Genomic DNA, 26,160 nt, shown 5'->3' with positions numbered 1-26,160 from the left:
TGAGCCTCCTAAGCCGCCTGGTTGCCGGTTGCGATCGCCCGGCCATCCGGCCCGAAGGCCATGAGGTGGCGGGTGTCGAGATAGACGGCGATCTCGGTATCCGGATCGATGTCGTGGATGCCGTGTGCCAGCATCACCCAGCGCACGCCGTTGAAATCCACATGCACGAAGCTTTCCGAGCCGGTGATCTCGGAGATCTGCGTTTTCGCGATCAGCTTCGGCGACGCCTGCGTTTGTGCGGCCAGCGCCAGATGGTGCGGGTGGAAAGCGATGGTCGCGGCCCCGTCGGCCATGCCGGAAAGATGCGCCGGCGCGGCGAACTCGACGCCGCTTGCGTGCCGCAGGATCGGGCCGCTCTTGACGACATCGATGAAATTCAGCGGCGGGTCGGCGAAGGTTTTGGCGGTGACGAGATCGACGGGGCGGCGATAGACGTCGATCGTCTTGCCGAATTGCGTGACCCGGCCTTCGTTCAACGTCGCGGTATTGCCGCCGAGGAGAAGCGCCTCGGAAGGTTCGGTCGTTGCGTAGACGAAGATCGCCCCGGAGGCTGCGAAGATGCGCGGCAGCTCTTCGCGAAGCTCTTCTCGCAGCTTATAGTCGAGATTGGCGAGCGGCTCGTCGAGCAGCACCAGGCTGGCATTCTTGACGAGGGCGCGGGCAAGCGCCGTGCGCTGCTGCTGGCCACCGGAAAGATTAAGGGGCGTACGGTCGAGATAGGGCGTCAGCTTCATCAGGTCGGCGGCCTTGCGCACCTCGATGTCGATGGTCTTGGCATCGCGGCCGGCAATGCGCATCGGCGAGGCGATGTTCTCGTAGACCGACAATGCCGGGTAGTTGATGAACTGCTGGTAGACCATCGCGACATTGCGCTTCTGGACCCGCACGCCGGTCACGTCGGCGCCGTCGAAATGCACCGATCCGCTGGTCGGGCGGTCGAGCCCGGCCATCAGCCGCATCAGCGATGTCTTGCCGGAGAGCGTCGGTCCAAGCAGGACGTTCAGCGACCCCCGTTCGAGTGTCAGATCGGTTGGGTGAATATGGTATTCACCCCCCACCATCTTGGCGGCATTGCGCAGTTCGAGCATTCCGGTTCCCGTGCCTCCTCAAGACGGGGACCACATGCCGTCCTACCCGGCGAGCTGTGCGGGCAGGGCGGCGATGTACTCCTCCAATGTCTGCATCTGTTCCGTCGTCATGTGTAGTCCGGCCTTCGTCCGCCTCCAGAGAACATCCTCAGCGGTGAAGGCCCATTCGTTCTGCATGAGATAGCGCACTTCGGCCTCATAGAGATCCGACCCGAAATGCCGGCCGAGATCGGCGGTCGAGGCTGCCTTGCCGAGCAGGATGGTGGCCTTGGTGCCGTAGCGGCGCGTCAGCCGCCGCGCATGGGCCGGCGCCAGGAACGGATAGGCCGCCTGCAGCCTGGCCACTTCCGCCTCAAACCCCTGCGCTGGAAAATCCCCGCCCGGCAGATGGCTCTTCGCCGTCCAAGGGCTGCCCCTCATGCCGATCGCCTCGCCGATCTTCTCCAGCGCATGTTCCGACAGACGCCGGTAGGTGGTGAGCTTGCCGCCGAAGACATTGAGAAGCGGCGCCGCATTCGCCTCGCTGCCGTCTTTGCCTTCAAGCTTCAGCACGTAATCGCGCGTCGCCTCCTGCGCCTTCGAGGCGCCGTCGTCGAAGAGCGGGCGGACGGCGGAATAGGTCCAGACGATATCGTCGGCCGTGACCGGCTCCTTGAAGTATTCGCTGGCCGCCTTGCAGAGATAATCCGTCTCTTCAGCGGATATCCTGACATCCTTGGGATCGCCGCCATAATCCCGGTCGGTGGTGCCGATCAGGGTGAAGTCGTCCTCATAGGGAATGGCGAAGATGATGCGGTTATCAGGGTTCTGGAAGAAATAGGCCTTGGGACCGTCGAACTTCTTCCTGACGACGATATGGCTGCCCTGCACGAGGCGGACATGGCGGGCCTCGTTCTGGCCGAAGGCGGCGCGGATGACGTGATCGACCCAGGGACCGGCGGCATTGACCAGCATGCGGGCCTGATGCGTCTCGCTGCGGCCCGAGAGCGTATCCACCGTCTCGACGACCCACAGCCCGTTCTCGCGCCGCGCCGACACCACTTTGGTCCGCGGCATGATCAGCGCGCCCTTGTCGGCTGCATCCCGGGCGTTCAGCACCACCATGCGGGCATCGTCGACCCAGCCGTCGGAATATTCGAAGGCTTTCGTAAACAGCGCCTTCAAGGGCTTGCCGGCGGCGTCGCGGCGCATGTCGAGCACTGATGTCGGCGGCAAGAGCTTGCGGCCGCCGAGGTGATCGTAGAGGAACAGTCCCAGCCGGATCAGCCAGGCCGGGCGGATGCCGCCCTTGTGATAGGGCAGGACGAAACGCATCGGCCAGATGATATGCGGCGCCATCGCCCAGAGCACTTCGCGCTCCATCAGCGATTCCCGGACAAGGCGGAACTCGTAATGTTCGAGATAGCGCAGGCCGCCATGGATCAGCTTGGTGGCGCCCGACGAGGTGCCGGAGGCGAAGTCGTTCATCTCCGCCAGCGCCACCGAATAGCCGCGCCCCGCCGCATCACGCGCGATCCCGCAGCCGTTGATGCCTCCGCCGATCACGAATAGGTCGTGCAGTGTTTGGCCCACATTCCCCTCCCGTGCGTGCCATCAGTTTCGATTACCCTCCCCGGCAAACCGAAACTTGAGAGACTAGAAGTGAAGACGAACCGAATGTCAAACGAATGTTTGCGGGGGCCTAAAACGATCTTAGAGGCGTGAAATATTGCTCAGCTGTGCAAAGAGCGAAAATCCAGCTTTCGGATTGAGTTAGCGGTTTGGCGGGCCCTCAGGCCCGCTCTTCCCATATCTTCGCAGTTTCGACGATCGTCGCCACGGCCTTCTCCATATCCTGGATGCTTACCCATTCGAGCGGCGAGTGGAAGGCATGGCCGCCGTCGAAAATGTTGGCGGTGGGCAGTCCCATGAACGAGAGGCGCGACCCATCGGTGCCGCCGCGGATGCTGCCGCGCACCGGATTCATCCCGGCACGGCGGATCGCCTCGATCGCGTGTTCGACGATCTCCGGATTGCGGTCGAGTACCGATTTCATGTTGCGGTACTGGTGCTTGACCTTGAACGTGTAGGAGGAGCCGGGATAGGCGGCGATGACCTCCTTGACGATCCCTTCGAGCAGGACCTCCTTCTCGGCAAGGCCCTCATCGACGAAATCGCGGATGATGAAGCCGAGCTCGGCCTTTTCCATCGATCCCGTCACGCCGGTCGGGTGGATGAAGCCTTCGCGGCCGGATGTGGTCTCGGGGGCGATATGCTTCGGCAGCTTGGCGATGATCTCGCCGGCGATTTTGATGGCATTCTCCATCTTGCCCTTGGCAAAACCCGGATGCATGGCGACACCCTGGATCGAGATCTCGACGCCGTCGGCCGAGAAGGTCTCGTCTTCGATCTCGCCGGCGGTCGAGCCGTCGATCGTATAGGCAAATTCGGCGCCGAGCTTCTTCAGATCGACCTTGTCGACACCGCGGCCGATTTCCTCGTCGGGCGTGAACAGGATCTTGATCGTGCCGTGCTTGATCGAGGGATTGTCGACCAGGAACTTCGCCGCGGTCATGATCTCGGCAAGGCCGGCCTTGTCGTCGGCGCCGAGCAGCGTCGTGCCATCGGTCGTGATGATATCGTTGCCGATCTGATCCTTCAGCGTCGGATGGTCGGCGACGCGGATCACCTGTTGCGTATCGCCGGTCAGCGTAATGTCGCCACCCTGATAGTTGCGGACGATCTGCGGCTTGACATTGGTGCCGGTGAAATCAGGCGCGGTGTCCATATGCGAACAGAAGCAGATGACCGGAACGGTCTTTTCCGTGTTGGCCGGGATCGTCGCGTAGACATAGCCATGTTCATCCAGATGCGCGTCCGAAAGGCCGATCTCCAGCAGTTCTTCGACCAGCACGCGCCCGAGATTCTTCTGCTTTTCGGTCGAGGGCTGGCTCTTCGATGTCGGGTCGGACTGCGTGTCGATGACGGCGTAGCGCAGGAAGCGGTCGAGAACGGAGCTGGTCATGGGGTCATCCGGTGATTGTCTGTGGGGAAGACCGGTATAGACCGTGACGGCGCCAAGGTGAACGGCGTTTTGTGCCGTCAGCGCAGGACAGCGCGCAGGCGCGGCGCGGCGAAATCCAGGAATACCCTGAGCTTCAGCGGCAATACGCCCTGCGACAGATGTACAAGATGGACGGGCGAGGGCTGCTGCTCGAACTCTTCCAGCAGCGGTACCAGCAAGCCGCCTTCGACGGCACGCTTTGCCTGGTAAGAGAGCACCCGGGTAATCCCAAGGCCCGCCACCGCGGCATCGACGGCGGCCTCTGCCGTGTTGACCGACAGCCGCGGGTGGATCGGCGCGGCGATCTCCTGATCGTTTTCCCGCAGCGTCCAGAACTGCGCCGAAAAGATGCCCTCGAAGGAAACGCAGGCGTGATTGGCAAGCTCGCGCGGATGCGCCGGACGGCCGTGGCGCCGGAGGTAATCGGGACTGGCATAGATCGTCCGGCGGATACTGCCGAGCCGGGTGGCGATCAGATTGTTTTCCGAGAGAGTGCGGATACGCAGCGCCACATCGATATGCTCGTCTGCCAGGCTGACCGGCCGGTCGCTCATCGTCAGCCGCATGTTGATGTCAGGGAATGCCTTTAGGAAGTCGGTGATTACGGGCAACACATGCAGCCGTCCGAAAACGATCGGCGCCGTCATCGTCAGATCGCCCTTGGGGGAGAGGTACTCGCCCGAGGCGCGCCGCTCCGCTTCCTCGACGCGGCCCAGGATCTCGCGCGCCGCGCTCACATAGCCTTCGCCTGCTTCCGTCAGCGAGATCCGGCGATTGGTGCGCCTGATCAACCGGATGCCGAGATGCGCCTCAAGCTCCGAGATCTTGCGGCTGACCGTCGGCAGTGGCGAATGCAGGGCGCGCGAGGCTGCGGAGAGGCTGCCGTTCTCCACCACTGCCAGAAGCACGCTCATCGCATCGAGACGATCCATCTTTCCTTCCAGAAAATGAGAGGATGATTATCGAAATCACTATCTACTACAGGAAATCGGAAATCACTAGGTTTCTTCGCAGGTCATCAGGGCCAACCGCTTCAACCCGCTGCAAAAGGAACCCCGCTATGAAACTCTATCACTTCCCGCTCTCCGGCCATGCGCATCGCGCCGTGCTCTTTCTCTCGCTCCTCGGGGTCAAGGCGGAGCTGATCGAAGTCGATATCCCCAATGGCGAGCACAAGTCGCCGGAATACCTCAAGATCAATCCGTTCGGCCAGGTGCCGGTGCTCGACGACGATGGCGTGATCGTCAACGATTCCACTGCGATCCTCGTCTATGTCGCCAAAAAGCTCGGCCGCAAGGATTGGCTGCCGGATGACCTGCCGTCGGTTGCCAAGGTGCAGAAGTGGCTTGCCGTGGCGGCAGGCGAGATTGCCTACGGCCCGGCCGCGGCCCGTCTGATTACGGTGTTCGGCGCGAACTTCCGTCCTGAAGAAGTGATCGCCCGTGCGCATCGCATCCTGACGCTGATCGATGCCGAGCTCGAAAAACACCGCTTCATCATCGGCGACCGTCCGACGATCGCAGACATCGCGCTCTACAGCTACATCGTCAACGCACCGGAAGGGAATGTCGATCTGACGCCCTACCAGGAAGTGCGCAGCTGGCTCGCACGGATCGAAGCCCTGCCGGGCTTCGTCGAGTTCCGCAAGACCGCAGCCGGTCTTGCTGCCTGATCGCAGGCTGCGGCCGGAATTGTCCGGCCGCTTTTCTCATAGGAGGCACCAATGCTTGATGGCGTCGAAAAACCAGCTTCGCCCTGGCATGAGGGCGAAATCGAGTTGCAGCGGAGCGTTGGCGTCGCCGAACAGATGGAACCTGTCGGCCGCCGGGTGCTGCGCACCTTCCTGCTCGATCAGCATCGCGAGTTCTATCCGCTGCTGCCCTTCATCGCGATCGGCAGTGTCGATCCCGATGGTTGGCCCTGGGCGACGATCCGCGCTGGAAAGCCGGGTTTCATGCATTCGCCCGATCCGCTGACGCTGACCGTCGAAGTCGGCCGCGACTCAAGCGATCCGGCAGAGCGCGGCATGGAAGATGGCGATCCGATCGGCCTCGTCGGCGTCGACCTCATCACCCGCCGCCGCAACCGTCTGAACGGCACGGTCAGCCGCAGCAGCGACGATCGCTTCGATGTCAGCGTCGGCCAGAGCTTCGGCAACTGCCCGCGCTACATCCAGAACCGCTATTTCGAGTTCGTCCGCGATCCGGCCGCACCGTCTTCCTCGACGGCAATCGCCTCCGACGGGCTGGATGCGGCAGCGCGCAAGATCATCGAAGAGGCCGACACATTCTTCGTCGCCTCCTATGCCGATCGTCCCGATGAAGGGCGGCAGGTCGACGTCTCGCATCGCGGCGGCAAGCCGGGCTTCGTGCGGATCGAAGCCGATGGCAGCCTCACGGTGCCCGATTTCAATGGCAACCTGTTCTTCAGCACGCTCGGCAATTTCATCGTCAACCCGCGCGCCGGCCTCGTCTTCGTCGATCACGACACCGGTACCGTGCTGCAGCTGACGGGCAGCGTCGAGGTCATTCTCGACTCGCCGGAGATTGCTGCCTTCGAGGGGGCGGAACGGTTGTGGCGTGTCAAACCTGAGCAGGTCGTGCTGCGGCCGGATGCCTTGCCGCTACGCTGGACCTTCGCCGAAAACGGCTTCTCGCCGAGCAGCCTGATGACCGGCAGCTGGGTCGAGGCCGACCGCCGCCTGAAGGCGGCGGCCAAGGCCAGGGCATGGCGGACATTCCGCGTCGAGAAGGCCGTCGACGAGAGCGAGACGATCCGCTCGCTCTATCTGGCGCCCGTCGATGGCGACGCCTTGATCCCTCATCTGGCCGGTCAGCATCTGCCGGTGAAGATCACCGATGGCGACGAGGCGCTGCGCCGCAGCTATACGATCTCAAGCGCGCCATCAGACGGTTATTACCGGCTGAGCGTCAAGCGCGAGGGCCGGGCATCGCAGCGGCTTCACGCACTGCAGCCGGGCGACGAGATCGAGGCGATGGCGCCCGGCGGCGCCTTCACGATCGAGGCCATGGAGCGCAAGCGGCCGGCCGTGCTGCTGGCCGCCGGCATCGGCATCACGCCGCTTCTGTCGATGCTGCGTCACGTCGTTCACGAAGGCGACCGCACGCGCCACCGCCGCCCGATTTGGCTGTTCCGCTCGTCGCGGACGCGCGCCGAACGCGCCTTCGATCGCGAGATTGCCGAGCTGGTCGAGCGCAGCCAGGGCACCGTCCACGATATCCGGGTGCTGAGCACTCCCGCCTCCGGTGACGAGGGCAGCTATGACGCTGCAGGCCGGATCGATATGGATCTGTTGAAGGCACATCTGCCGTTCGGCGATTATGATTTCTACCTCTGCGGCCCGGCGGCCTTCATGCAGTCGGTGCACGATGGCCTGCGTGGGTTGAACGTTGCGGAAGAGCGTATCCATGCGGAAGCCTTCGGTCCCTCGGCGCTGAAGCGTGATGCCAAATCGGCCGCTGCAGCAGCAGTGCCCTCGAAACCGGCGGCCACCGAGCCGTCGCGGGTGATCTTCACGCAGTCGGCCAAGGAAGCACGCTGGAAGCCGGGTGACGGATCGCTGCTGGAATTTGCCGAAGCGCGCGGGCTGATGCCCGCCTATGGCTGCCGCGCCGGCAATTGCGGCGATTGCAAAACGCGGATCGTCAAGGGAGATGTCAGCTATATCACCGAGCCGAGCTATCCCGTCGAAGCGGGCGAAGCGCTGATCTGCAGTGCGGTTCCGGCCGAAGGCGGTGCCCTGCATCTGGAGCTCTGAGGCGCGCTCACTGCCTTGTGAACGAACAAACCTCCCGGTCGCCGGTTAGCCAGATGACATCAGAGGAGTTTTTCGAGATGTTGAAATCGCTCATCACAGCATCTTTCATCGCTGCTTCCATCGCATCCGCGGCGCTTGCCCAGACGACGGTCAGCCCCCCGGGTGGTGCATCCGGCAGTGGCATGACCGGATCGCACCAGTCGATCAGCCCCAATATCGGCGGCGGCACGACCGGTCGAACCGCAACCGATCCCGGCATCACCAACAGCACTATCAACCCCGGCACCGTCGATCTCAACAAGGGTGGCCGGACCATCAATCCGGGTGGCGTCAACCGGGCCATTCCCCCGTCTATCCCGTGCGCCGGACAGCAAAACAATAGCGGCGATGCTGCCGGCACAATGGCGCCCGATTGCGCGCAGTAAAAAGCTTCGAAACGATGATAAAGGCCCGCTCTAACATGCGGGCTTTCTTGCATTAACCTGGCCTATACCAAGAAATGCGATACTCGTTTTGCGTTCTTTACCAGGTGGCACACGTTGATGGAAAATCTGTCCCACTATCAAACAGGAGGGACAGCATGAACGCTGCACCAAATTACGGTCTGATAGGTCTGGTAAGCGTAACAATGATCGTTATTGCTGCCGCCGTTTTGACTTACGCCGCGTGAGTCAAACAGACCATGTCATATCGCGCCAAATCTCATAAGGCGCTTGGCGAAGGCATCTCCCGGGCCTCGTTAAGCTTACCCCGTAACCACCATATCAGCATTCGCTTGAATCCTTGATATTTCAGGGCATTCTCCGGCCGTGGCCACACAGCCGGTTGAAGTATTGCGTACCGGCTTCCTAATACGCCCGCCTCCCTGCTTTACCGGGAGGCGGGTGTCCTTTGGGCAACAGCTCTATGCATTCCGAAGAATCGGCGCAAAGGCGAATAGACCCTCTTGAAATTCCAAAACCGTGACGCTATTTAGCGCTCACCACCCGTATCGATGGCCTGCGCGGCTGACCTCTGGTCCGCTGAGCTTTCGCCGTCCGGGCAATAAAGAAAAGGCGCTCCCCTCTGGGTCGAGCGCCTTTTTCTTTTTCCGCAGTTATTTCAGGTTCGCCGCCCAAGCGGAGACTTCGCGGCCCAGCGTCTGCAGATGATCGGCGGCCGAGAAGCCTGAGAGCTTCTTGCGCGGCACCAGATCGTGGTCGCCATCGTCGAGCCAGAGTATGCGGATCGCCTTGGAAAGTGTGTAGCCCTCGACCTCCGGCCGGGTGCCGAAAGGATCGCGGGTGCCCTGGACGATCAGCGCCGGGGTATGCAGGTTTTCCAGATGCGCGGTGCGCAGCTGCGCCGGTTTTTCCGGCGGATGGAAGGGATAGCCCAGGCAGAGGAGACCGGCGATCTCCCCGGCGGCATGAAGCTCGTCGGCCAGCATGCTAGCAACCCGCCCGCCCATCGACTTGCCGCCGATCACCAGCTTGCTCTTAGCGCCGAGCGCCGCAACGGCATCGCGATATTCCGGCTGCAGCGTTTCGGCCTTCGGCGGCGGCTTTCGCTGATCCGAGGTGCGGCGCGCCGCCATATAGCCGAATTCGAAACGGGCGACGCGGAAACCGGCATCGGCGAGTGCTGCCGCGGCAGCGTTCATCGACTTGGAATCCATCGGCGCACCCGCGCCGTGGGCGAGTAGAATGGTGGTTCCGGCATCATCGGGGCCGGTGATGAGAAGGCGGCTGTCCATCAGGACGTTCTACCGCCTGACGAACTGTCCGGCCAGTCCCTCAATGGAAACGCGGCAGGTCGGGAAGGTTGGAAAATTCCTCGGTGAGGATCTCGGTCAGCGCCACCAGCACTTCCTTGCGCGAAAAGCCGGCTGCCTCGAAACGATCGATCAGATCGACGGCGTCAAGTTCCACTTCGCCGCGGCAGTGCTCGACGCGATCTGCAGATACCAGCATTGCTTCTTCAAGTGTCAGCATCTTCGTGCTCCCTTCTGAATAAGCAACTTTCGAGAGCGCAGTTGGTTCCGCGCTCTCGAAGGGGAGCCCGCGCGCTGCGGGCTCAGTCAAGCTCAGAGAGACTTGAAGACCGTGTCGATGGCGCCGGCTGCCGCCTTGACGACGATATCGGCCTCCTCGCGGGTCAGGCAGAGCGGCGGTGCGAAGCCCAGGATGTCGCCCTGCGGCATAGCGCGGCCGATGACGCCGCGCTCGAGAAGGGCGGCGGCAATCTGCGGGCCGACCTTGCGGGAGACGTCGAAGAATTTGCGGTCGTCCTTGTCCTCGACGAATTCGATCGCCGCCATCAGGCCGTCGCCGCGCACTTCGCCGACATGCTTGTGAGAGCCGACGGCCTTGGCAAGCTCGCTGCGGAAGTAAGCGCCGGTCTCGCCGGCATTCTTTACGAGATCGAGCTCGTCGATCAGTTCGAGATTGGCGATGCCGGCCGCCGCGCAGATCGGGTGCGCCGCATAGGTCCAGCCGTGGCCGATCGCGCCCATCTGGTCGGAACCCTGGACCAGCACCTGCCAGACCTTGTCGGAAACGATGGTGCCGGAAAGCGGGGCGTAGGCCGAGGTGAGGCCCTTGGCGATGGTGATGAGACCTGGCTTCATGCCGTAGTGATCGGAGCCGAACATGGTGCCGAGGCGGCCGAAGCCGGTGACGACTTCGTCGGCGACGAGCATCACGTCATACTTGTCGAGAACTGCCTGGATCTTCTGCCAGTAGCCCTTCGGCGGCGGCACGATACCGCCGGTGCCGAGGATCGGCTCGCCGATGAACGCGGCAACCGTATCCGGGCCTTCGGCAAGGATCATCTCTTCCAGCTTGTCGGCGCAATATTGCGAGAACTGCTCCTCATCCATCGAGCGGTCGGGGCGGCGGAAGTAATAGGGTGCCTCGGTGTGCAGAATCGGCGCACGCGGCAGATCGAAAGCCTTGTGGAAGAGTTCGAGCCCGGTCAGAGAGCCGGTCATGACGCCGGAGCCGTGGTAGCCGCGCCAGCGCGAGATGATCTTCTTCTTCTCCGGGCGGCCGAGGATGTTGTTGTAATACCAGATCAGCTTGATGTTGGTCTCATTGGCATCCGAACCCGACAGGCCGAAATAGACGCGGCTCATGCCTTCAGGTGCCCGGTCGATGATCATCTTCGACAGCGTGATCGACGCTTCCGTGCCGTGGCCGACATAGGCGTGGTAATAGGCGAGGTTCTTCGCCTGGTTGGCAATCGCATCGGCGATCTTCTGGCGGCCGTATCCGACATTGACGCAATAGAGACCGGCGAACGCATCCAGGCTGGTGCGGCCGTTGCTATCGGTGATGTAGGCGCCTTCACCCGAGGAAATGACGCGCGTCGGCGTCTCGCCGCGGGCATGCATGCCCATATGCGTCGAGGGGTGGAAGAAGTGGTCGCGGTCCCAGGCGTTGAGTTCGTTGCTTCTGTCGAGCATGGCTGATGTCCTTGATGTCTGGATTGGGAGGGCCGCTTACGCGGCAGTGTCGATGCAGAGATATTTGAGCTCGGTGAAGGCCTCGATGCCGTGGCGCGAGCCCTCGCGGCCGATGCCGGATTGCTTCCAGCCGCCGAAGGGGATCGGGCCGCCGGTGATCTTCACACGGTTGATGGCGACCATGCCGTATTCCAGCGCCCGGCCGAGCCGCATCTGGCGTGCGCCATTGGCGGTCACGACATAGGCGACGAGGCCGTATTCGGTATCGTTCGCCTTGGCGACGACTTCCTCTTCGGTATCGAAGACCGTGATCCCAGCGACCGGGCCGAAGGTTTCTTCGCGCATGATCAGCGCGTCGGCCGGAATGTTCGAAAGCAGGGTCGGCTCGTAGAACAGTTTGCCGGCCTTGTGGCGCTTGCCGCCAGTGATGAGCTTGGCGCCGCGCTTCAGGGCGTCCTCGACCTGTTCCTCGACCTTGGCGACGGCCCGCTCATGCATGAGGGGACCGATCTCCGCATCCGCCGAGAAGCCGTCACCGACCTTCAGCTGGCGGATGCGCGATGCGAAAGCCTGTTCGAAACGCGGGGCGATCGAGCGATGCACAAAGATCCGGTTGGCGGCGAGGCAATCCTGCCCCGACGTCGCGAACTTGGCGTCGATGGCGATCTTCACCGCCTGCTCGATATCGGCATCCTCGAAGATGATCAGCGGCGCGTGGCCGCCGAGTTCCATCACCAGCCGCTTCATGGTCGGCGCGCATTGTGCCGCAATCAGCCGCCCGATACCGGTCGAGCCGGTGAAGCTGACGGCACGCACCCGGTCGTCCTCGCAAAGGCGCCCGACGATAACAGCGGCATCGCCGGTAACGACGTTGAAGACGCCGGCGGGAATGCCGGCACGCTCGCCGAGTTCGGCGAGAGCCAGTGCCGAGAGCGGCGTTTCGGAGGAGGGGTGGGCAACGACGGTGCAGCCTGCTGCAAGTGCCGCGGCCGCCTTGCGGGTGACCATAGCAGAGGGGAAATTCCAGGGGGTGACGATCGCGGTGACGCCGAGCGCCTCGCGGCGCACGATCATTTCGGCGCCCGGAAGATGGCTCGTGACATTCTCGGCATTCAGCCGTTTGCCTTCCTCGGCATACCATTCGACGAAGGATGCGGCATAGTCGATCTCTCCGAGAGACTCGGCGAGCGGCTTGCCCTGCTCGAGCGTCATGATCAGCGCCAGATCGTCCTTGGCGGCGAGCATCAGTTCGTACCATTTTCTGAGGATGCGGGCGCGCTCCTGCGGCAGCAGTCCGCGCCAGGCGGGCAGCGCCCGCGAGGCGGCATCGATGGCCGCGGTGGTCTCGGCGGCGCCGAGGCTTGCGACCCAGGCGACGGTCGCGCCGCTTGCCGGGTCGGTGACCTCGAAGCTCTTGTTATCGGCAGCGGACGTCCAGCGGCCATCGCAATAGGCGAGGTCGCGCAGCAGATGCCTGTCCTTGAGACGCGAAAGCGCCTGATGAAAATCGGGGCGGGCAAAAACCGCGGTCATGTCCTGTCTCCTCGTTACCGACACCGAAGTCTTTCACGGGAGGAGGCGAGATTTTGTCCTTTGAGGGCGCTTCAAACAGAGAGATTGTCTAAGGCTGAGGGCCGGGCCGCATGATCTCTCTATGCGTCGTTCGAGGTTTCGCCCGGCTGTACCAGAGCGGCGACTGGCAGTACGGTCTCGTCCTTGACCGTCTTGGTGACGATGTAGGTGAAATAGCGCTCGATCCCGAGCTCGCGGTCGAGCAGCCCGTCGATCAGCCGCTGGTAGGCATCGATATCGGGGGCGGCGATCCGCAGGAAGTAATCGACCCCGCCGCCGACGGACCAGCAGCCGACGATCTCCGGGATGCCGGCGATCGCCCGCTCGAAGCGCTCGAAATCGCTCTGACGGTGGTTGGCAAGCGTGACCTCGACCATGACGCTGGCGACCGGGGCGATTTTGCGCAGCGCGATGCGTGCGTGATAGCCGGTGACGATCCCTGCCTTCTCGAGCTTGCGCAGCCGCATCCAGCAAGGCGTCGGCGAAAGGCCGGCCTTTTCTGCCAAAGCAAGTTTGGTAATGCGGCCATCCCGCTGAATCGCATCGAGAATTCTGAGGTCGATGGCGTCTAACTTCATGATCTTTCCGGGCTTGCAAATCATTTCATGAGCGAAGCGCGACAATGGAAGCGCATTTTGCCGCCGTCAATCCGGCGATCGAAATCGCTGTCTTCCTGTGCGCAAGCAGTCGTTAACCATCGCCGGTCTAACGATTGTGCTGACAAAACGGGATGATTCGATGGATGCCTCTCCTGCGGCGCTTCTGGCCGCTCTCAAGAACAGCGAACTTTTGATCGTGCGCGACGTGACCAAGGCGGGCGATGTCGATCGCTGTGCCGAGACGCTCGATAACCTGCATGGCGAGGCAGCCGTGACATTCTGGAAGGCCGAATGCCGCCGTCTGGCAGACGAGCTCGGCCAGTGCGGCCTGTCGGAAGACGCCGTGCGCGATCGCGTTCTCGATTTCCAGGCAACGGTGCAGACGGCGCTCGTCCAGCGCCATCAGGCACGGGCTCTCTCGGCAACGCGCGCCGAGCAGCAGAAGAAGCGCCGCACAGCCTGAGCCATCACTGCCGGCGCAGGCTGATCTCGCTTGTGGTCACCGACTTGCCCGACGCCGGATCCTTGTCGATCGTCTGGATCAGCAGCTGGCTATTGCCGCGCTTGCGGATCGTCATGTTGGCATTGCGGTCGCCGTTGACGAGCCGCGCCCAGCGCACAGCGAGATTGATGACATCACCCTGGCGGCTGCCCGAGAGCTGCGACGGCGAGCCGGACGGGCCGGTATAGTTGCCGGAATAGCGCGTGCCGCGCGCCGAGAGGTCGGCGGAGATCGCCCGGTTGACCACCAGAAGGCCCCGGCAATTGCCTCGCATCGAGATCGAGGCTCCCGGCGCATCTATATTGAATTTGCAGGAAACATTGATCGGCGAGCTGCCGATCTTTCTGAGCACCTTGCCGGTGCCTGTCCAGCTGCCGCTGAGCGGCTGCAGGAACCCCGCCTCGTCGGCGGTGGCCGGAGCGGCGGCACAGAGACCGGCAAGAACTGCAATAAGACGTGCTTGACGACGCATTATCTCAATCCCCCTGAGCGGAATTGGGACAGAACGCTGTCCATCACCCACCGGTTCCGCGCCCGGCACTCAAAGCCAGTTGATGCGCTTCAGCACGTAGAGCGTCGCCACCGAAGTCGCCGCCACGAAGGCGACGATGATGATGAAGGCCCAGGTGTCGTTGACCCCTGGAATGCCGCCGACATTCATGCCGAAGAGGCCAGCCACGACGCTCGGCGGCAGGAGCAGCGCCGCAAGGGCGGCAAGCCTGTTGGAATTGCGGGCGATGCGCTCGCTGATGACGGTCGAAAGGTCGTCATGCAGGATGCCGGTGCGGTCGCGGATCGCGTCGAGATATTCGATGAAGCGCATCAGCTTGTCGATGACCTCGCGCATCCGGAGCTTGTCGCGCTCGGCAAGCCAGGGCGCATCGTCGTGCTCGATACGGTTCAGCGCGTCACGCTGCGGAGCGAGGTAGCGGCGCAGCTGAACGGCGCGGCGGCGCAGCAGCTTGAGACGCTCGCGCACTTCGGCGGCTTCGCCGTGAAAGATCAACTCGTCGAGCTCATCGACTTCCTCGTCCATCTGGTCAAGAACAGGCTCCAAGTCTCTGACAAGCTTGTCGCTGACGAGTGCCAGAAGTTCGCCGGTGCGCTTCGGCCCCTTGCCCTTTTCCAGCGCCTGGCGGATGTCGCGCAGCGCCGTGATATAGTGCCCGCTGTCGCGCAGGGTGACGACACGGTTTTCATCCACCCAGGCATGCAGCGGGACGAGATCGAGATCGACGGACGCGTCTTCGGCCTCTTCGGGTGGTGCCGCGCAGACGCCGCGCAGGATGATCAGCAAACCGTCGTCGACAGGCTCGACACGCGGGCGGGATTCGTCTTCCAGCAGGGCATCCGTCACCAGCGGATCTAGGCCGCCACGCTCGGCAACCCAGGCGGCCGCGGCAACGTGATCGCGTTCCAGGTGAACCCAGAGAATACCATCGGCAGGCTTCCAGTCGCGCAGACCGGTCGCACCGATCTCGCGACAGCCGCCCTTGCCGTCGAGTAGCACCGCAAAGCGAATGCCCGGCTCGGCGCCGTAATTCAGCTGGATCTTCGGGGCCGCAATTTCCATCCGCTCGCCATCCTCCCGTGGAATGCAAAAAGAAAGCGAAATCATACGCCTATATGCGCATGGTTTAGCACTTCGCGAGGGCAGACGGAACTACAGTTTCTGATCGGTGATTGCCCGCCCGCTACTCGGCGGCCGCAGCAAGGCAGCTGTCGATGATGGTGCGGATTTCGGCGCGGCAGGAACCGCAATTGGTGCCGGCATTGAGCGCCTTGCCGATCGCCTCGACCGAATGACAGCCATTGCGGATCGCGCCGCTGATCTGGTTGACGCCGACGCCGAAGCACGAGCAGACGGTGGCGCCGGGATCCGGCTGATCCGCTCCCGGCCGCCCGGCCGCGATCGCAAAGCGCTTGCGTAGATCGCCGTGCGAGGCGGTTAGCTGCTGCACGGCCCAGGCCCGGGCAACGGCGACCGGTTCGGGAGCGACGAAGAGGGCGGCGAGCAGCCGGGTGCCGTCAAAGAAGGCGAGCCGCGTTTCGCCGGTCGCCCCGTCGCAATAGCCGAGCGGCTCGACACCAGCAGGGATGCCGAGATGCTTGCGGCACCAGTTCGCCCAGTCGGAAATCCCGGTGCAGGATGCGAATTCCAGCCGCCATCCGCCTTCGGCCTTCGCGAGAGCCCAGTAATCGCAATCAAGGTTCTCGGGCCTCGCGGCGGAAACGGCAAAGCCGTAGTGCTCTGCCTTGAGCGGTCGTGCCCTGACGGCGACGTTTTTCGAAGCAGGCTGGCCGGAGACAGGATCGACAACCGGTGCCACGGCCGTATCGATGCGGGCGCGAGCCGAGAACTGGCCGTTCCAATGCATGGGCACGAAGATACTGCCGCGTGCCTGGCGCTCGCTGATCAGCGCGCGAACGACCGCCGTGCCATGAGGGCTCTCGATCTCGACCAGACCGGCGCCACGGATACCGAGTTCCATGGCGTCTCGCGGATGGATTTCAGCGAAGGGTTCGGCGATATGGGCGGAAAGGCGGGCGCTCTTTCCGGTGCGCGTCATGGTGTGCCACTGGTCGCGGATGCGGCCGGTGTTCAGTGTCAGCGGATAGTCCGCGCTCGTCCTGTCCGTTTCCGGAAGGTTTACGGCGATGAAGCAGGCCCGCTGGTCGGGATGGAAGAAGCCACCATCGGCGAAGAAGCGTTTGCCGCCGGGCGGAACTGGAGCATCCGCCAGCGGTGCCGGCCATTGGAAAGGGTGCAGCGCGTGATAGGCTGCGTCATCGATGCCGGCATAGGCGCCGATATCGAAATCACGGTTGCCGCTATTTTCGAAGGCCGAGAGGGCGGCATGCTCGGCAAAGATCGCTGCCGGATCGGCAAAACCGAACGCCGCCTCGTGGCCCATGCGCCGTGCGACTTCGGCAAGCTGCCACCAGTCGGCGCGCGCTTCGCCGGGAGCCGGCAGGAAGGGGCGTTGGCGCGAGATGCGGCGCTCGGAATTCGTCACCGTGCCATCCTTTTCGCCCCATCCGAGCGAGGGGAGGAGGACATCGGCATGGCGCGTCGTGTCCGTGTTCCCAACGATATCCGATACGACGACGAAGGGGCAGGCGGCGATCGCCGCCTCGACGGCATCGGCGTCGGGCATGGAAACAACGGGATTGGTCGCCATGATCCAGAGCGCCTTGATGCGGCCCTCGGCGACCGCCTTGAACATATCGACCGCCTTCAGGCCGGGCTTCGCGGCAATGGCGGGCGAAGACCAGAAACGCTGCACGCGGTCGCGATCCCCAGCGTTCTCGATTGCCATATGCGCGGCCAGCATATTGGCAAGCCCGCCGACTTCGCGCCCGCCCATGGCGTTCGGCTGACCGGTCAGCGAGAACGGTCCCATGCCGGGCCGGCCGATCCGCCCGGTCGCCAGATGGCAGTTCAGGATGGCATTGACCTTGTCGGTGCCCGATGCCGACTGATTGACTCCTTGGCTGTAGCAGGTGACGGTCTTCTCCATCGTCTCGAACAGCCGGAAGAATTCGCGCAGCTGCATGGCGGGAAGGCCGGTACGCTCCAGAAGCTCATCCCAGCTGAGAGCCGCCGCGGCTGCAAAGGCTTCGGCGAAGCCCGCCGTATAGGCGCCGATGTAATTCTGATCGATCGCCGGGCTGGTTGCCAGATGCGCGAGCAGGCCGGTAAACAGCGCCACATCGCCATCCGGACGGATCGCCAGATGCAGGTCGGCTATGTCCGATGTCATCGTCCGGCGCGGATCGATGACGACGATCTTCAGGCCGGGCCGGGCCGCCTTCGCGACGGCGAGCCGCTGGTAGAGAACGGGATGGCACCAGGCGAGGTTCGAGCCGGTCAGGATGACGAGATCGGCAAGCTCGAGATCCTCATAGGTGCCGGGAACAGTATCCGATCCGAAGGCGCGGCGATGGCCGGCGACTGAGGACGACATGCAGAGGCGGGAATTAGTGTCGATATTGCCGGAGCCGATAAAGCCCTTCATCAGCTTGTTGGCGACGTAGTAGTCCTCTGTCAGCAGCTGGCCGGAGACGTAGAAGGCCACGGCATCAGGGCCATGTTCGGCGATGGCTTCCGAGAATTTCGTTGCGACTAGGTCGAGGGCGGTGTTCCAGCTGGCGCGCGCGCCATCGACTTCAGGATAGAGCAGGCGGCCGTCGAGATCGATGGTCTCGGCGAGCGCCGAGCCCTTGGAACAGAGGCGGCCGAAGTTGGCGGGATGATCGGGGTCGCCCTTGACGGATACCGATCCGGTGTCGTCGACCTTGGCGATGACGCCGCAACCGACGCCGCAATAGGGGCAGGTGGTTTTGGTTTCAGTGGGCATGGGGGTTGGCCCTCAGTTCGCCGAGTGTGTGGCTACCCCCCTCTGTCCTGCCGGACGGCCGGGGTCGAGCCACGGGTCTCGACCCGCTCTGCGAGCCCCCCACAAGGGGGGAGATCGACTCGTGGCACGTGTCTCCCCAAACAATGAAGGTTGAGGCGAGCGGGTCCGCCCAGCCAATCTCCCCCCTTGTGGGGGAGATGCCTGGCAAGGCAGAGGGGGGTAGCTCCGAACGCATCCGTCTGATCACTCCGCCGCCATCATCAAACTTTCGAACGCAATAAACAGCGCCCCATCCTCATTCCGGACAGGGATCGTCCGCACCACCCCGTCATCGGCCCCAAGCGCCTTGCCGGTTTCCAGCGAGATCACCCAGTTGTGCAGCGGGCAGGTGACCGCCTTGCCGTGAACGATACCCTGGGAGAGTGGTCCACCCTTGTGCGGGCAGTGGTCTTCGATTGCGAAGACCTCGTTCTCGGCCGTCCGGAAGACAGCGATCTTGCCTTGCGGGGTCTTCACGCAGCGCGCGCCGCGCAGCGGGATGTCGGAGATATCGCCGATCGAGATCCAGTTCATGTCCATCTCCTCACCCCGCCGCTTCGCTGAAGCCGACGGTCGCCATCGGCTTGAACTCGTGCTTGTCCTTGCCGGAGACGCGCTCCGACCAGGGGTCGACCTGGGCAAATTTCTGCGAGAAGACGAAGCGCTCATAGTAGCCGGTGCGCTTCTCGGTATCCTCCATGATCTGCCGGCGGATTTCGTCGAGGCCGATTCGCTTGGCCCATTTGTAGATGCGCTCAAGATAGCGGCCTTGCTCGCGATACATCTGCGTCAGCGCCACGATATACTCCAGCGCTTCGTCCTCTGTCCTGACAAGGCCGAGCACCTCGGTGCCCTTGATGTCGAGACCGGCAGCACCGGCGAAATGGATCTCGAAACCGCTGTCGACGCAGATCACGCCGATATCCTTGCAGGTCGCCTCGGCGCAGTTGCGCGGACACCCTGAAACCGCCAGCTTCAGCTTTGCCGGCGTCCAGGAGCCCCACATGAATTTCTCGATGCGGATGCCGAGGCCGGTCGAATCCTGCGTGCCGAAGCGGCACCAGTCGGAACCGACACAGGTCTTCACGGTGCGCAGCCCCTTGGCATAGGCCTGGCCGGAGATGAAGCCGGCCTTGCCGAGATCGGCCCAGACGGCGGGAAGGTCTTCCTTCTCGATGCCGAGCAGATCGATGCGCTGGCCGCCGGTGACCTTGACCATCGGTATCTCGAACTTGTCGACGACATCGGCGATGGCCCGCAGCTCGTTTGCGTTCGTCACGCCGCCCCACATGCGCGGCACGACCGAATAGGTGCCGTCCTTCTGGATGTTGGCGTGGACACGCTCGTTGATGAACCGCGACTGATAGTCGTCGGCATATTCATCCGGCCAGTCGGCGACCAGATAGTAGTTCAGCGCCGGGCGGCACTTGGCGCAGCCGCAGGAGGTCTTCCATTCCAGCTCCTGCATGACAGCAGGAATGGTCTTCAGCTTCTTTGCCTTGATCAGGCGGCGCACATCGTCATGGCCGAGCTCCGTGCACGTGCACATCGGCGTGACGGCGGCTGGGTTATAGGCATCGCCGAGCGTCAGCGACATCAGCTGCTCGACGAGGCCGGTGCAGGAGCCGCAGGAGGCCGACGCCTTCGTGTGTGCGCGCACATCATCCAGTGAGGTCAGTCCCTTGGCACTGATCGTCGATGTGATCTTTCCCTTGCAGACGCCGTTGCAGCCGCAGATTTCCGCATCATCCGGCAAGGCTGCAACGGCCGCCATAGGGTCCAGCGGCGACCCTCCCTGATAGGCCTGGCCGAAGATCAGCGTATCGCGCATCTGCGAGATGTCGGTCGCCTTCTTCTTCAGGTCGTTGAACCAGGCGCCATCGGCCGTCTCGCCGTAGAGCACGGTGCCGATGATCCGGTTTTCCTTGATGACGAGGCGTTTGTAGACCCCTGCAGTCGCGTCGCGCAGGACGATTTCTTCGCGGTCGTCGCCATCGGCAAAGTCACCGAGCGAGAAGAGCTCGATGCCGGTCACCTTCAGCTTGGTCGGCGTATCAGAATGGACGAAGGCAGGCTTGCTGTCGCCCGCCAGATGCGAGGCGGCGACCCGCGCCATCTCGTAGAGCGGCGCGACAAGGCCATAGACCATGCCGCCCACTTCGGCGCATTCGCCGACGGAATAGATGTCGCCGTCCGATGTCTGCATCCCGGCATCGACGACGATGCCGCGATTGACCGCGAGGCCGGCATCCTTGGCGAGACTGACATTCGGACGGATGCCGACCGCCATGACCGCGAGCGTCGCCGGAATGATCGTGCCGTTGTCGAGCTCGATGCCCTCCACCTTGCCGTCGCCGACGATCGCCTTGGTATTGGCCTTGCAGATGACCTTGATGCCGCGTTCCTCGACGGCCTTCTGCAGCAGGTAAGCGGCCGCCGGATCGAGCTGGCGCTCCATCAGCGTCGGCATGACGTGGAGAACGGTGACGTCCATGCCGCGCTGGGCAAGACCGGCAGCCGCCTCGAGACCGAGCAGGCCGCCGCCGATGACGACCGCCTTTTCACGCGACTGGGCGGCAAGCAGCATGGCCTGCACGTCGTCGAGATCGCGATAGGTGATGACACCCGGCAGGTCCTTGCCGGGAACGGGAATGATGAAGGGCACGGAGCCGGTGGCGATGACCAGCTTGTCGTAGCTTTCGGTGACGCCATGATCCGAGGTCACGGTCTTCGCGTCGCGGTCGATGGCGACGATCTTGTGGCCTTTGTAGAGAGTGATGCCGTGGTCGATGTACCAGCCGTCGCCGTGGATGACGATCTGCTCGTAGGTCTTCTCGCCGGAGAGAACCGGCGAGAGCATGATGCGGTCGTAATTGACGCGCGGTTCGGCGTTGAAGATCGTGACTTGATAGCGGCCGGGCGCCTGTTCGAAGAGATGCTCCAGCATGCGCCCCGGCGCCATGCCATTGCCGATGATGACGAGTTTCTCGGTCATGGTGTTACTCCGCAGCTTCGACGAAGCGGTGACGTTCGTAGAGGAACTTCAGCACGGCCTCGCGGCATTTGAGGTAGGTTCGGTCGGAGGCGAGCTCGATGCGGTTGCGCGGGCGCGGGATCGGCACGTCGAGGACTTCGCCGATCTTCGCCGCCGGGCCGTTGGTCATCATCACGATCCGGTCCGAGAGAAGCACCGCTTCGTCGACATCGTGGGTGATCATCACCATCGTGTTGCCGAGCCGGGCATGGATTTCCATGACGGCATCCTGCAGATGGGCGCGGGTCAGCGCGTCGAGCGCGCCGAAGGGCTCGTCGAGCAGTAGGATCTTCGGCTCCATGGCAAGCGCCCTAGCGATGCCGACGCGCTGTTTCATGCCGCCGGAAATCTCGGCAGGGCGCTTGTCCTTCGCGTGAGCCATCTGCACGAGGTCCAGATTGGCCATCACCCAGTCATGGCGCTCCGCCTTCGTCTTGCTGCCGCCGAAGACCTTGGAGACGGCGAGGTTGACGTTCTCGTAGACCGAGAGCCAGGGAAGCAGCGAATGGTTCTGGAAGACGACGGCGCGCTCCGGCCCCGGCGCGTTCACTTCGCGGTTTTCCAGCAGGACGGCGCCCGAGGAGACGGGCGTCAGCCCGGCGATCAGGTTGAGCAGCGTGGACTTGCCGCAGCCGGAATGGCCGATGATCGAGACGAATTCGCCCTTGGCGATCGTCAGGTTGATCCCCTTCAGGACTTCGGCACGAACGCCGCCGCGATCGAAATGCTTGTCGATGTGGTCGAGCTTCAAATAAGCGGTCATCTCTGATCTCCTCAATTTGCCGAAGCGCCGCGGGTGATCAGCCGGCCGGCTGCCGCCACGAGCTTGTCGAGGGCGAAGCCGACGACGCCGATATAGGCGAGCGCGACGATGATGTCGGGCAGGCGCGACGAGTTCCACGCATCCCAGATGAAGAAGCCGATGCCGACACCGCCGGTCAGCATCTCGGCGGCGACGATCGCCAGCCACGAGAGACCGACGCCGATGCGCAGGCCGGTGAAGATGTAGGGGGCGGCCGAAGGCAGCATGATCTTGAAGAAGAACTCGATCTGGTTCAGCCGCAGCACCTGCGCCACGTTGCGGTAATCCTGCGGGATGTTACGCACGCCGACGGCGGTATTGATGATGACGGGCCAGATCGAGGTGATGAAGATCACGAAGATCGCCGAGGGATTGCTGTCCTGGAAGGCGGCTAGCGACAGCGGCAGCCACGCAAGCGGCGGCACGGTGCGCAGCACCTGGAAGATCGGGTCTAGGCCGCGCATTGCCCAGACCGACTGGCCGATGATCGCGCCGATGACGATACCGCCGACGGCGGCAAGTCCGAAGCCGTAGGCGACCCGCTGCAGCGAAACCAGCACGCGCCAGCCGAGGCCGATATCCTGCGAACCGTAGTTGAAGAACGGGAAGGCGATCAGATCGTAGCTTTCCTGCCAGACCTGATGCGGCGAGGGCAGCGAGGCCGTCGGCGACGAACAGAGGATCTGCCAGACGCCGAGCATTAATGCGAGCACGATGAGCGGCGGCACGACATTGCGGGCGGCGGCTGTCGCAAGCTGCCGGACATTGACGCGGCGCGAAGGCGCTTTGGTCAGGCGCACCACGTTTGCCGTCTTGGGTGCAGGCTGCGCTGGGGTAATCGGTTCATTCTTTGCGAGGGCTGACATGCGATCGCTCCTTAGGGCAAGAAAAGGCCGGCGCGCCCGTCACGCGCCGGAGGCGGGGAACTAGGACGCGGCCTTGATGGCAAGGCTGTCGAGATAGGCGGAGGGGTTCTCGGGATCGAAGACCTTGCCGTCGAAGAAGGTCTCCTTGCCGCGCGAGGAAGAGGCCGGAATATCGGCGGCGGCGACGCCGAGATCCTTGGCGGCCTGGCGCCAGATATCTTCGCGGTTGACCTTGTCGACCAGCGCCTTGATGTCTGTGTCGGGCGCGAACTTGCCCCAGCGGATGTTCTCGGCCATGAACCAGGTGTCGTGGCTCTTGAACGGGTAGGAAACGCCGCCCGCCCAGAATTTCATGTAGAGATCGGTGCCGTGGGCGACGCGGCCATTGCCGTAGTTGATGTCGCCCTTCAGACGGCCGAGCACGTCCTTCGGCGGCACGTTGAACCACTGGCGCTTGCCGAGGATCGTCGCCATCTCTTCCTTGTTGTCCATGCTGTCGCACCATTGCTGGGCTTCCATCACGGCCATCAGCAGGGCCTTGGCGGCGTTCGGGTTCTTCTCGATCCATTCGGTGCGCATGGCGAGCGCCTTTTCCGGGTGGCCCTTCCAAAGCTCGCCGGTGGTCGCCGCGGTGAAGCCGATGCCCTGATTGACGAGCTGCTCGTTCCAGGGCTCGCCGACACAGAAGACGTCCATGTTGCCGACCTTCATGTTCGCCACCATCTGCGGCGGTGGGACAACGATGGTCGAGACGTCCTTGTCGGGATCAATGCCACCGGCGGCGAGCCAGTAGCGGACCCAGAGATCGTGCGTGCCGCCGGGGAAGGTCATCGCCACCTTCACTTCGCCGCCCGCAGCCTTCTTCTTCTCGAAGGCCGCCTTCAGCTTGGAAGCGTCGAGTTGCACGCCGGTTTCGGCATATTCCTTGGCAACCGAGATGCCCTGGCTGTCGTAGTTCAGCCGCGCCAGGATCGACATCGCCACCGGCTGGTTGTTCTGCGTCACCTTGCCGGCCTGCATCAGGTAGGGCAGCGGCGAGAGGATGTGGGCGCCATCGATGCCGTTCGCCGCGCCGCCGAGCACGAGATTGTCGCGGGTGGCGCCCCAGGATGCCTGCTTGGCGACGTCAACATCGGGCATGCCGTGCTTTTCGAAGAGGCCCTTTTCCTTGGCGACGATCAGCGGCGCGGCATCCGTCAGTGCGATGAAGCCGAGCTTGGCGCCCGTGACTTCAGGCGTGGCAGCCGCCGCAAAGGCGCCGGATGGGAAGGCCGAGCGGACCGCGCCGATCAGGGCTGCCGTCGCTGTCGTCTTCAGAAGATTGCGGCGGTTGAAGCTGCCGGTGAGGATCTTGGTCATGCGCAGTTCCCCTTATTGTCGAGTGGTCGCCGGATTTTGGGCACAAAAAAACGCCGCTCGGAGATTGCGTCTGCGGGAAGGGAGGGTCCCGGACAGCAAAAACCTTGCGACGTCGATGTCTCTTGCAAGCGCCTATTGCGCGCTCATCTGCCTGGATCGCCGTTGATCCGGGCGCTATTAGCCTTGCAAAGGCCGTGCCAGTTTCAGATATATGCCGTCAATTGATTGAAAGCGTTTGGTATTCTGTCTGGAAATGATGGCAGGTGAATTTTTATGCGTTCTAAAATTCTGCGCATCTTTTATGCGAATGCCTGGATGGAGGCGGACCGCGCTGCTAGCAATTTGTGCAGCGCGGCAGACCCTCAGCCCTCGTCCGGTTGCCGGATGGCGATTGATGCGCTCTTCACTTCGAAGCCGTTGATGTAGGCAGCGAAGTCGCCCGGATCGAAGATGCGGCCGTCCATGAAGCGCTCGCCATCGCGGTCCCCCTCGATGCGAACATCGGCATCCTCAGGCGTGCAATCGTCGCCGAGTGCGGCGCGGTAGAGGTCCGGCCGATAGGCGGAAGCGGCGGCGCGCGCCAGCGTCAGGCTGGGCTCGGCCTGGCCCCAGCGGATCATCTGGCTGTAGATCCAGAGCGCCTGGCTCGGGCGCGGATAATTGGCGAACTGGCCGTGGAACTGGAAATAGTTCTCGATGACGCGGCGGTTGCCCTTGGCGTCGAGGCTGAACTCACCGGCAAGAACGTGGCGGATGATCTCAACGGGCGCCGCGATGTAACGTGCATCGGCGAGGACATCGGCGAGTGCGTCATGGTTTGCCGCGTCGTCGCACCAGCGCGCGGCCGCATCGAGCGCAACGATCAGCCGCGAGACCGTCTCCGGATGGCTTTCTGCCCAATCCGGCCGCATGCCGATGACCTTTTCTGGAGCCGACGGCCAGATATCCTGCTTGGCGGCGACGATGCGGCCGACGCCGCGCTCGGAGGCGACCATGTTCCAGGGCGCGCCAACGCAAAAGCCGTCGATCGCGCCCGCAGCCAGCGCATCCGATGTCAGCGGCGGCGGGACGACGACGAGCTTGACGTCATGATCGGGATCGATGCCGCCGGCGGCGAGCCAGTAGCGGAACTCGTAATTATGCGAGGAGAAGGGATAGGTCATGCCGAGCGTCGGCATGGGTTCGCCGCGTGCCCGCATATCGGCAAGCACGGCGGCAAGCGCCTTGGCATTCTCCATCGCGCTCGCGGTTTCCCCGGTGCCCGCGATCTGCTGCATGCGTTCGAAAAGCCGCGTCGAAAGCGTGATCGCATTGCCGCCGCGGCCGAGCGAGAAGGGCGTGATGGTCGGCGATGGATTGGAGCCGAGGCCGAGCATGGCGGCAACCGGCATCGGCGAGAGCATGTGGGCAATGTCGAACTGCCGGAAAGCCAGGCGATCGCGGACGTTCGCCCAGGACACATCCTTCACCAGTTCGAGTGCGATGCCCTCCCTGGCGGCAAAGCCGAACTCGGCGGCGGCGATCAGCACCGATGCATCGACAAGCGGGATGAAACCGGCGCGCAGAACTCTCGGTCCCTCGCCGTTCGACAGGGCGGGAGAGGCGATGCGGGCGCTGCCGCTGGCAATCTTGGTCAAGGCATTCACTCCAGCGTCCTCCAGGCGCTTATTGC

General features: G+C 63.3%; 22 protein-coding genes. 4 read left to right on the top strand and 18 right to left on the bottom strand.

The features are described from left to right. Window positions 1-8: 8 nt before the first annotated feature. From ACEN84_RS29110 to ACEN84_RS29095, 4 genes are all read right to left on the bottom strand, one after another. Window positions 9-1,088 carry an ABC transporter ATP-binding protein gene (locus ACEN84_RS29110; protein ID WP_413711491.1) on the bottom strand — a complete coding sequence of 360 codons (1,080 nt, stop codon included), beginning with the start codon at window positions 1,086-1,088 and terminating at the stop codon, window positions 9-11. Between the two features lie 42 nt (window positions 1,089-1,130). Further along, window positions 1,131-2,660: a glycerol-3-phosphate dehydrogenase gene (gene glpD / locus ACEN84_RS29105; RefSeq protein WP_413711490.1), complete on the bottom strand. Its 1,530-nt coding sequence runs from the start codon at window positions 2,658-2,660 to the stop codon at window positions 1,131-1,133. 199 nt (window positions 2,661-2,859) lie between these two features. After that, window positions 2,860-4,092 carry a peptidase T gene (pepT, locus tag ACEN84_RS29100; RefSeq protein ID WP_413711489.1) on the bottom strand — a complete coding sequence of 411 codons (1,233 nt, stop codon included), beginning with the start codon at window positions 4,090-4,092 and terminating at the stop codon, window positions 2,860-2,862. A 77-nt stretch (window positions 4,093-4,169) separates the two neighbouring features. Continuing rightward, complete coding sequence (locus ACEN84_RS29095) at window positions 4,170-5,063, bottom strand: LysR family transcriptional regulator (RefSeq protein WP_413711488.1); 894 nt, start codon at window positions 5,061-5,063, stop codon at window positions 4,170-4,172. A gap of 128 nt (window positions 5,064-5,191) precedes the next feature. Here ACEN84_RS29095 and ACEN84_RS29090 point away from each other — a divergent pair, with 128 nt between their 5' ends. From ACEN84_RS29090 to ACEN84_RS29080, 3 genes are all read left to right on the top strand, one after another. Further along, window positions 5,192-5,803 carry a glutathione S-transferase family protein gene (locus ACEN84_RS29090; protein WP_413711487.1) on the top strand — a complete coding sequence of 204 codons (612 nt, stop codon included), beginning with the start codon at window positions 5,192-5,194 and terminating at the stop codon, window positions 5,801-5,803. Between the two features lie 51 nt (window positions 5,804-5,854). Next, window positions 5,855-7,909 (top strand): pyridoxamine 5'-phosphate oxidase family protein, encoded by a 2,055-nt coding sequence (locus ACEN84_RS29085; RefSeq protein ID WP_413711486.1) that lies wholly within the window; start codon window positions 5,855-5,857, stop codon window positions 7,907-7,909. A 77-nt stretch (window positions 7,910-7,986) separates the two neighbouring features. Beyond that, complete coding sequence (locus ACEN84_RS29080; protein ID WP_413711485.1) at window positions 7,987-8,334, top strand: hypothetical protein; 348 nt, start codon at window positions 7,987-7,989, stop codon at window positions 8,332-8,334. A 671-nt stretch (window positions 8,335-9,005) separates the two neighbouring features. On the opposite strand, the gene ACEN84_RS29075 is transcribed toward ACEN84_RS29080, so the two are convergent. The 5 genes from ACEN84_RS29075 to ACEN84_RS29055 all read right to left on the bottom strand — a co-directional run bounded on the left by ACEN84_RS29075 (window position 9,006) and on the right by ACEN84_RS29055 (window position 13,504). Continuing rightward, window positions 9,006-9,644 (bottom strand): alpha/beta family hydrolase, encoded by a 639-nt coding sequence (locus ACEN84_RS29075; RefSeq protein ID WP_413711484.1) that lies wholly within the window; start codon window positions 9,642-9,644, stop codon window positions 9,006-9,008. A 40-nt stretch (window positions 9,645-9,684) separates the two neighbouring features. Beyond that, window positions 9,685-9,882 carry a hypothetical protein gene (locus ACEN84_RS29070; RefSeq protein WP_112717644.1) on the bottom strand — a complete coding sequence of 66 codons (198 nt, stop codon included), beginning with the start codon at window positions 9,880-9,882 and terminating at the stop codon, window positions 9,685-9,687. Window positions 9,883-9,974: 92 nt separating this feature from the next. Next, complete coding sequence (locus ACEN84_RS29065; protein ID WP_413711483.1) at window positions 9,975-11,354, bottom strand: aspartate aminotransferase family protein; 1,380 nt, start codon at window positions 11,352-11,354, stop codon at window positions 9,975-9,977. A 36-nt stretch (window positions 11,355-11,390) separates the two neighbouring features. Next, the gene (locus ACEN84_RS29060) at window positions 11,391-12,887 is read right to left on the bottom strand and encodes an NAD-dependent succinate-semialdehyde dehydrogenase (RefSeq protein ID WP_413711482.1); all 1,497 of its coding nucleotides are present in this window, start codon (window positions 12,885-12,887) and stop codon (window positions 11,391-11,393) included. A 119-nt stretch (window positions 12,888-13,006) separates the two neighbouring features. Further along, a complete protein-coding gene (locus ACEN84_RS29055; RefSeq protein ID WP_112717883.1) occupies window positions 13,007-13,504 on the bottom strand; it encodes an Lrp/AsnC family transcriptional regulator in 498 nt (165 codons plus the stop codon). A 160-nt stretch (window positions 13,505-13,664) separates the two neighbouring features. On the opposite strand from ACEN84_RS29055, the gene ACEN84_RS29050 reads away from it, so the two are divergent. Next, window positions 13,665-13,988 carry a DUF6074 family protein gene (locus tag ACEN84_RS29050; RefSeq protein WP_354541143.1) on the top strand — a complete coding sequence of 108 codons (324 nt, stop codon included), beginning with the start codon at window positions 13,665-13,667 and terminating at the stop codon, window positions 13,986-13,988. Between the two features lie 4 nt (window positions 13,989-13,992). Here the strand turns inward: ACEN84_RS29050 and ACEN84_RS29045 are convergent, their stop codons facing one another. The 9 genes from ACEN84_RS29045 to ACEN84_RS29005 all read right to left on the bottom strand — a co-directional run bounded on the left by ACEN84_RS29045 (window position 13,993) and on the right by ACEN84_RS29005 (window position 26,125). Next, entirely contained in the window at window positions 13,993-14,499 is a 507-nt protein-coding gene (locus tag ACEN84_RS29045) for a hypothetical protein (protein WP_413711481.1), read from the bottom strand. A 69-nt stretch (window positions 14,500-14,568) separates the two neighbouring features. After that, on the bottom strand, window positions 14,569-15,600 hold the full coding sequence (locus ACEN84_RS29040) for a CorA family divalent cation transporter (RefSeq protein WP_413711480.1): 1,032 nt from the start codon (window positions 15,598-15,600) through the stop codon (window positions 14,569-14,571). A gap of 121 nt (window positions 15,601-15,721) precedes the next feature. Continuing rightward, on the bottom strand, window positions 15,722-18,388 hold the full coding sequence (locus ACEN84_RS29035; RefSeq protein WP_413711479.1) for a molybdopterin-dependent oxidoreductase: 2,667 nt from the start codon (window positions 18,386-18,388) through the stop codon (window positions 15,722-15,724). 243 nt (window positions 18,389-18,631) lie between these two features. Continuing rightward, window positions 18,632-18,967, bottom strand: a complete 336-nt coding sequence (nirD, locus tag ACEN84_RS29030; RefSeq protein WP_112717658.1) for a nitrite reductase small subunit NirD — start codon at window positions 18,965-18,967, stop codon at window positions 18,632-18,634. Window positions 18,968-18,971: 4 nt separating this feature from the next. Then, entirely contained in the window at window positions 18,972-21,422 is a 2,451-nt protein-coding gene (gene nirB, locus ACEN84_RS29025; protein ID WP_413711478.1) for a nitrite reductase large subunit NirB, read from the bottom strand. Between the two features lie 4 nt (window positions 21,423-21,426). After that, window positions 21,427-22,224: an ABC transporter ATP-binding protein gene (locus ACEN84_RS29020; RefSeq protein ID WP_203430939.1), complete on the bottom strand. Its 798-nt coding sequence runs from the start codon at window positions 22,222-22,224 to the stop codon at window positions 21,427-21,429. Window positions 22,225-22,235: 11 nt separating this feature from the next. Further along, the gene (ntrB, locus tag ACEN84_RS29015; protein ID WP_413711477.1) at window positions 22,236-23,129 is read right to left on the bottom strand and encodes a nitrate ABC transporter permease; all 894 of its coding nucleotides are present in this window, start codon (window positions 23,127-23,129) and stop codon (window positions 22,236-22,238) included. Between the two features lie 60 nt (window positions 23,130-23,189). Continuing rightward, the gene (locus tag ACEN84_RS29010; protein ID WP_413711476.1) at window positions 23,190-24,488 is read right to left on the bottom strand and encodes a CmpA/NrtA family ABC transporter substrate-binding protein; all 1,299 of its coding nucleotides are present in this window, start codon (window positions 24,486-24,488) and stop codon (window positions 23,190-23,192) included. 362 nt (window positions 24,489-24,850) lie between these two features. After that, entirely contained in the window at window positions 24,851-26,125 is a 1,275-nt protein-coding gene (locus tag ACEN84_RS29005) for a CmpA/NrtA family ABC transporter substrate-binding protein (protein WP_413711475.1), read from the bottom strand. Between the last annotated feature and the right edge of the window lie 35 nt (window positions 26,126-26,160).

It is taken from the genome of Rhizobium sp. Rhizsp82 (assembly GCF_047325115.1).
In the GTDB taxonomy this organism is placed as follows: Bacteria; Pseudomonadota; Alphaproteobacteria; order Rhizobiales; family Rhizobiaceae; genus Rhizobium.
This window is presented reverse-complemented; position numbering and strand designations above follow the sequence as displayed.

Coding starts and splice junctions, on each gene's coding strand:
- ACEN84_RS29110 (WP_413711491.1), bottom strand. CDS start 1,088: ATGCTCGAACTGCGCAATGCCGCCAAGATGGTGGGGGGTGAATACCAT.
- pepT (WP_413711489.1), bottom strand. CDS start 4,092: ATGACCAGCTCCGTTCTCGACCGCTTCCTGCGCTACGCCGTCATCGAC.
- ACEN84_RS29095 (WP_413711488.1), bottom strand. CDS start 5,063: ATGGATCGTCTCGATGCGATGAGCGTGCTTCTGGCAGTGGTGGAGAAC.
- ACEN84_RS29090 (WP_413711487.1), top strand. CDS start 5,192: ATGAAACTCTATCACTTCCCGCTCTCCGGCCATGCGCATCGCGCCGTG.
- ACEN84_RS29085 (WP_413711486.1), top strand. CDS start 5,855: ATGCTTGATGGCGTCGAAAAACCAGCTTCGCCCTGGCATGAGGGCGAA.
- ACEN84_RS29080 (WP_413711485.1), top strand. CDS start 7,987: ATGTTGAAATCGCTCATCACAGCATCTTTCATCGCTGCTTCCATCGCA.
- ACEN84_RS29075 (WP_413711484.1), bottom strand. CDS start 9,644: ATGGACAGCCGCCTTCTCATCACCGGCCCCGATGATGCCGGAACCACC.
- ACEN84_RS29070 (WP_112717644.1), bottom strand. CDS start 9,882: ATGCTGACACTTGAAGAAGCAATGCTGGTATCTGCAGATCGCGTCGAG.
- ACEN84_RS29065 (WP_413711483.1), bottom strand. CDS start 11,354: ATGCTCGACAGAAGCAACGAACTCAACGCCTGGGACCGCGACCACTTC.
- ACEN84_RS29060 (WP_413711482.1), bottom strand. CDS start 12,887: ATGACCGCGGTTTTTGCCCGCCCCGATTTTCATCAGGCGCTTTCGCGT.
- ACEN84_RS29055 (WP_112717883.1), bottom strand. CDS start 13,504: ATGAAGTTAGACGCCATCGACCTCAGAATTCTCGATGCGATTCAGCGG.
- ACEN84_RS29050 (WP_354541143.1), top strand. CDS start 13,665: ATGGATGCCTCTCCTGCGGCGCTTCTGGCCGCTCTCAAGAACAGCGAA.
- ACEN84_RS29045 (WP_413711481.1), bottom strand. CDS start 14,499: ATGCGTCGTCAAGCACGTCTTATTGCAGTTCTTGCCGGTCTCTGTGCC.
- ACEN84_RS29040 (WP_413711480.1), bottom strand. CDS start 15,600: ATGGAAATTGCGGCCCCGAAGATCCAGCTGAATTACGGCGCCGAGCCG.
- ACEN84_RS29035 (WP_413711479.1), bottom strand. CDS start 18,388: ATGCCCACTGAAACCAAAACCACCTGCCCCTATTGCGGCGTCGGTTGC.
- nirD (WP_112717658.1), bottom strand. CDS start 18,967: ATGGACATGAACTGGATCTCGATCGGCGATATCTCCGACATCCCGCTG.
- nirB (WP_413711478.1), bottom strand. CDS start 21,422: ATGACCGAGAAACTCGTCATCATCGGCAATGGCATGGCGCCGGGGCGC.
- ACEN84_RS29020 (WP_203430939.1), bottom strand. CDS start 22,224: ATGACCGCTTATTTGAAGCTCGACCACATCGACAAGCATTTCGATCGC.
- ntrB (WP_413711477.1), bottom strand. CDS start 23,129: ATGTCAGCCCTCGCAAAGAATGAACCGATTACCCCAGCGCAGCCTGCA.
- ACEN84_RS29010 (WP_413711476.1), bottom strand. CDS start 24,488: ATGACCAAGATCCTCACCGGCAGCTTCAACCGCCGCAATCTTCTGAAG.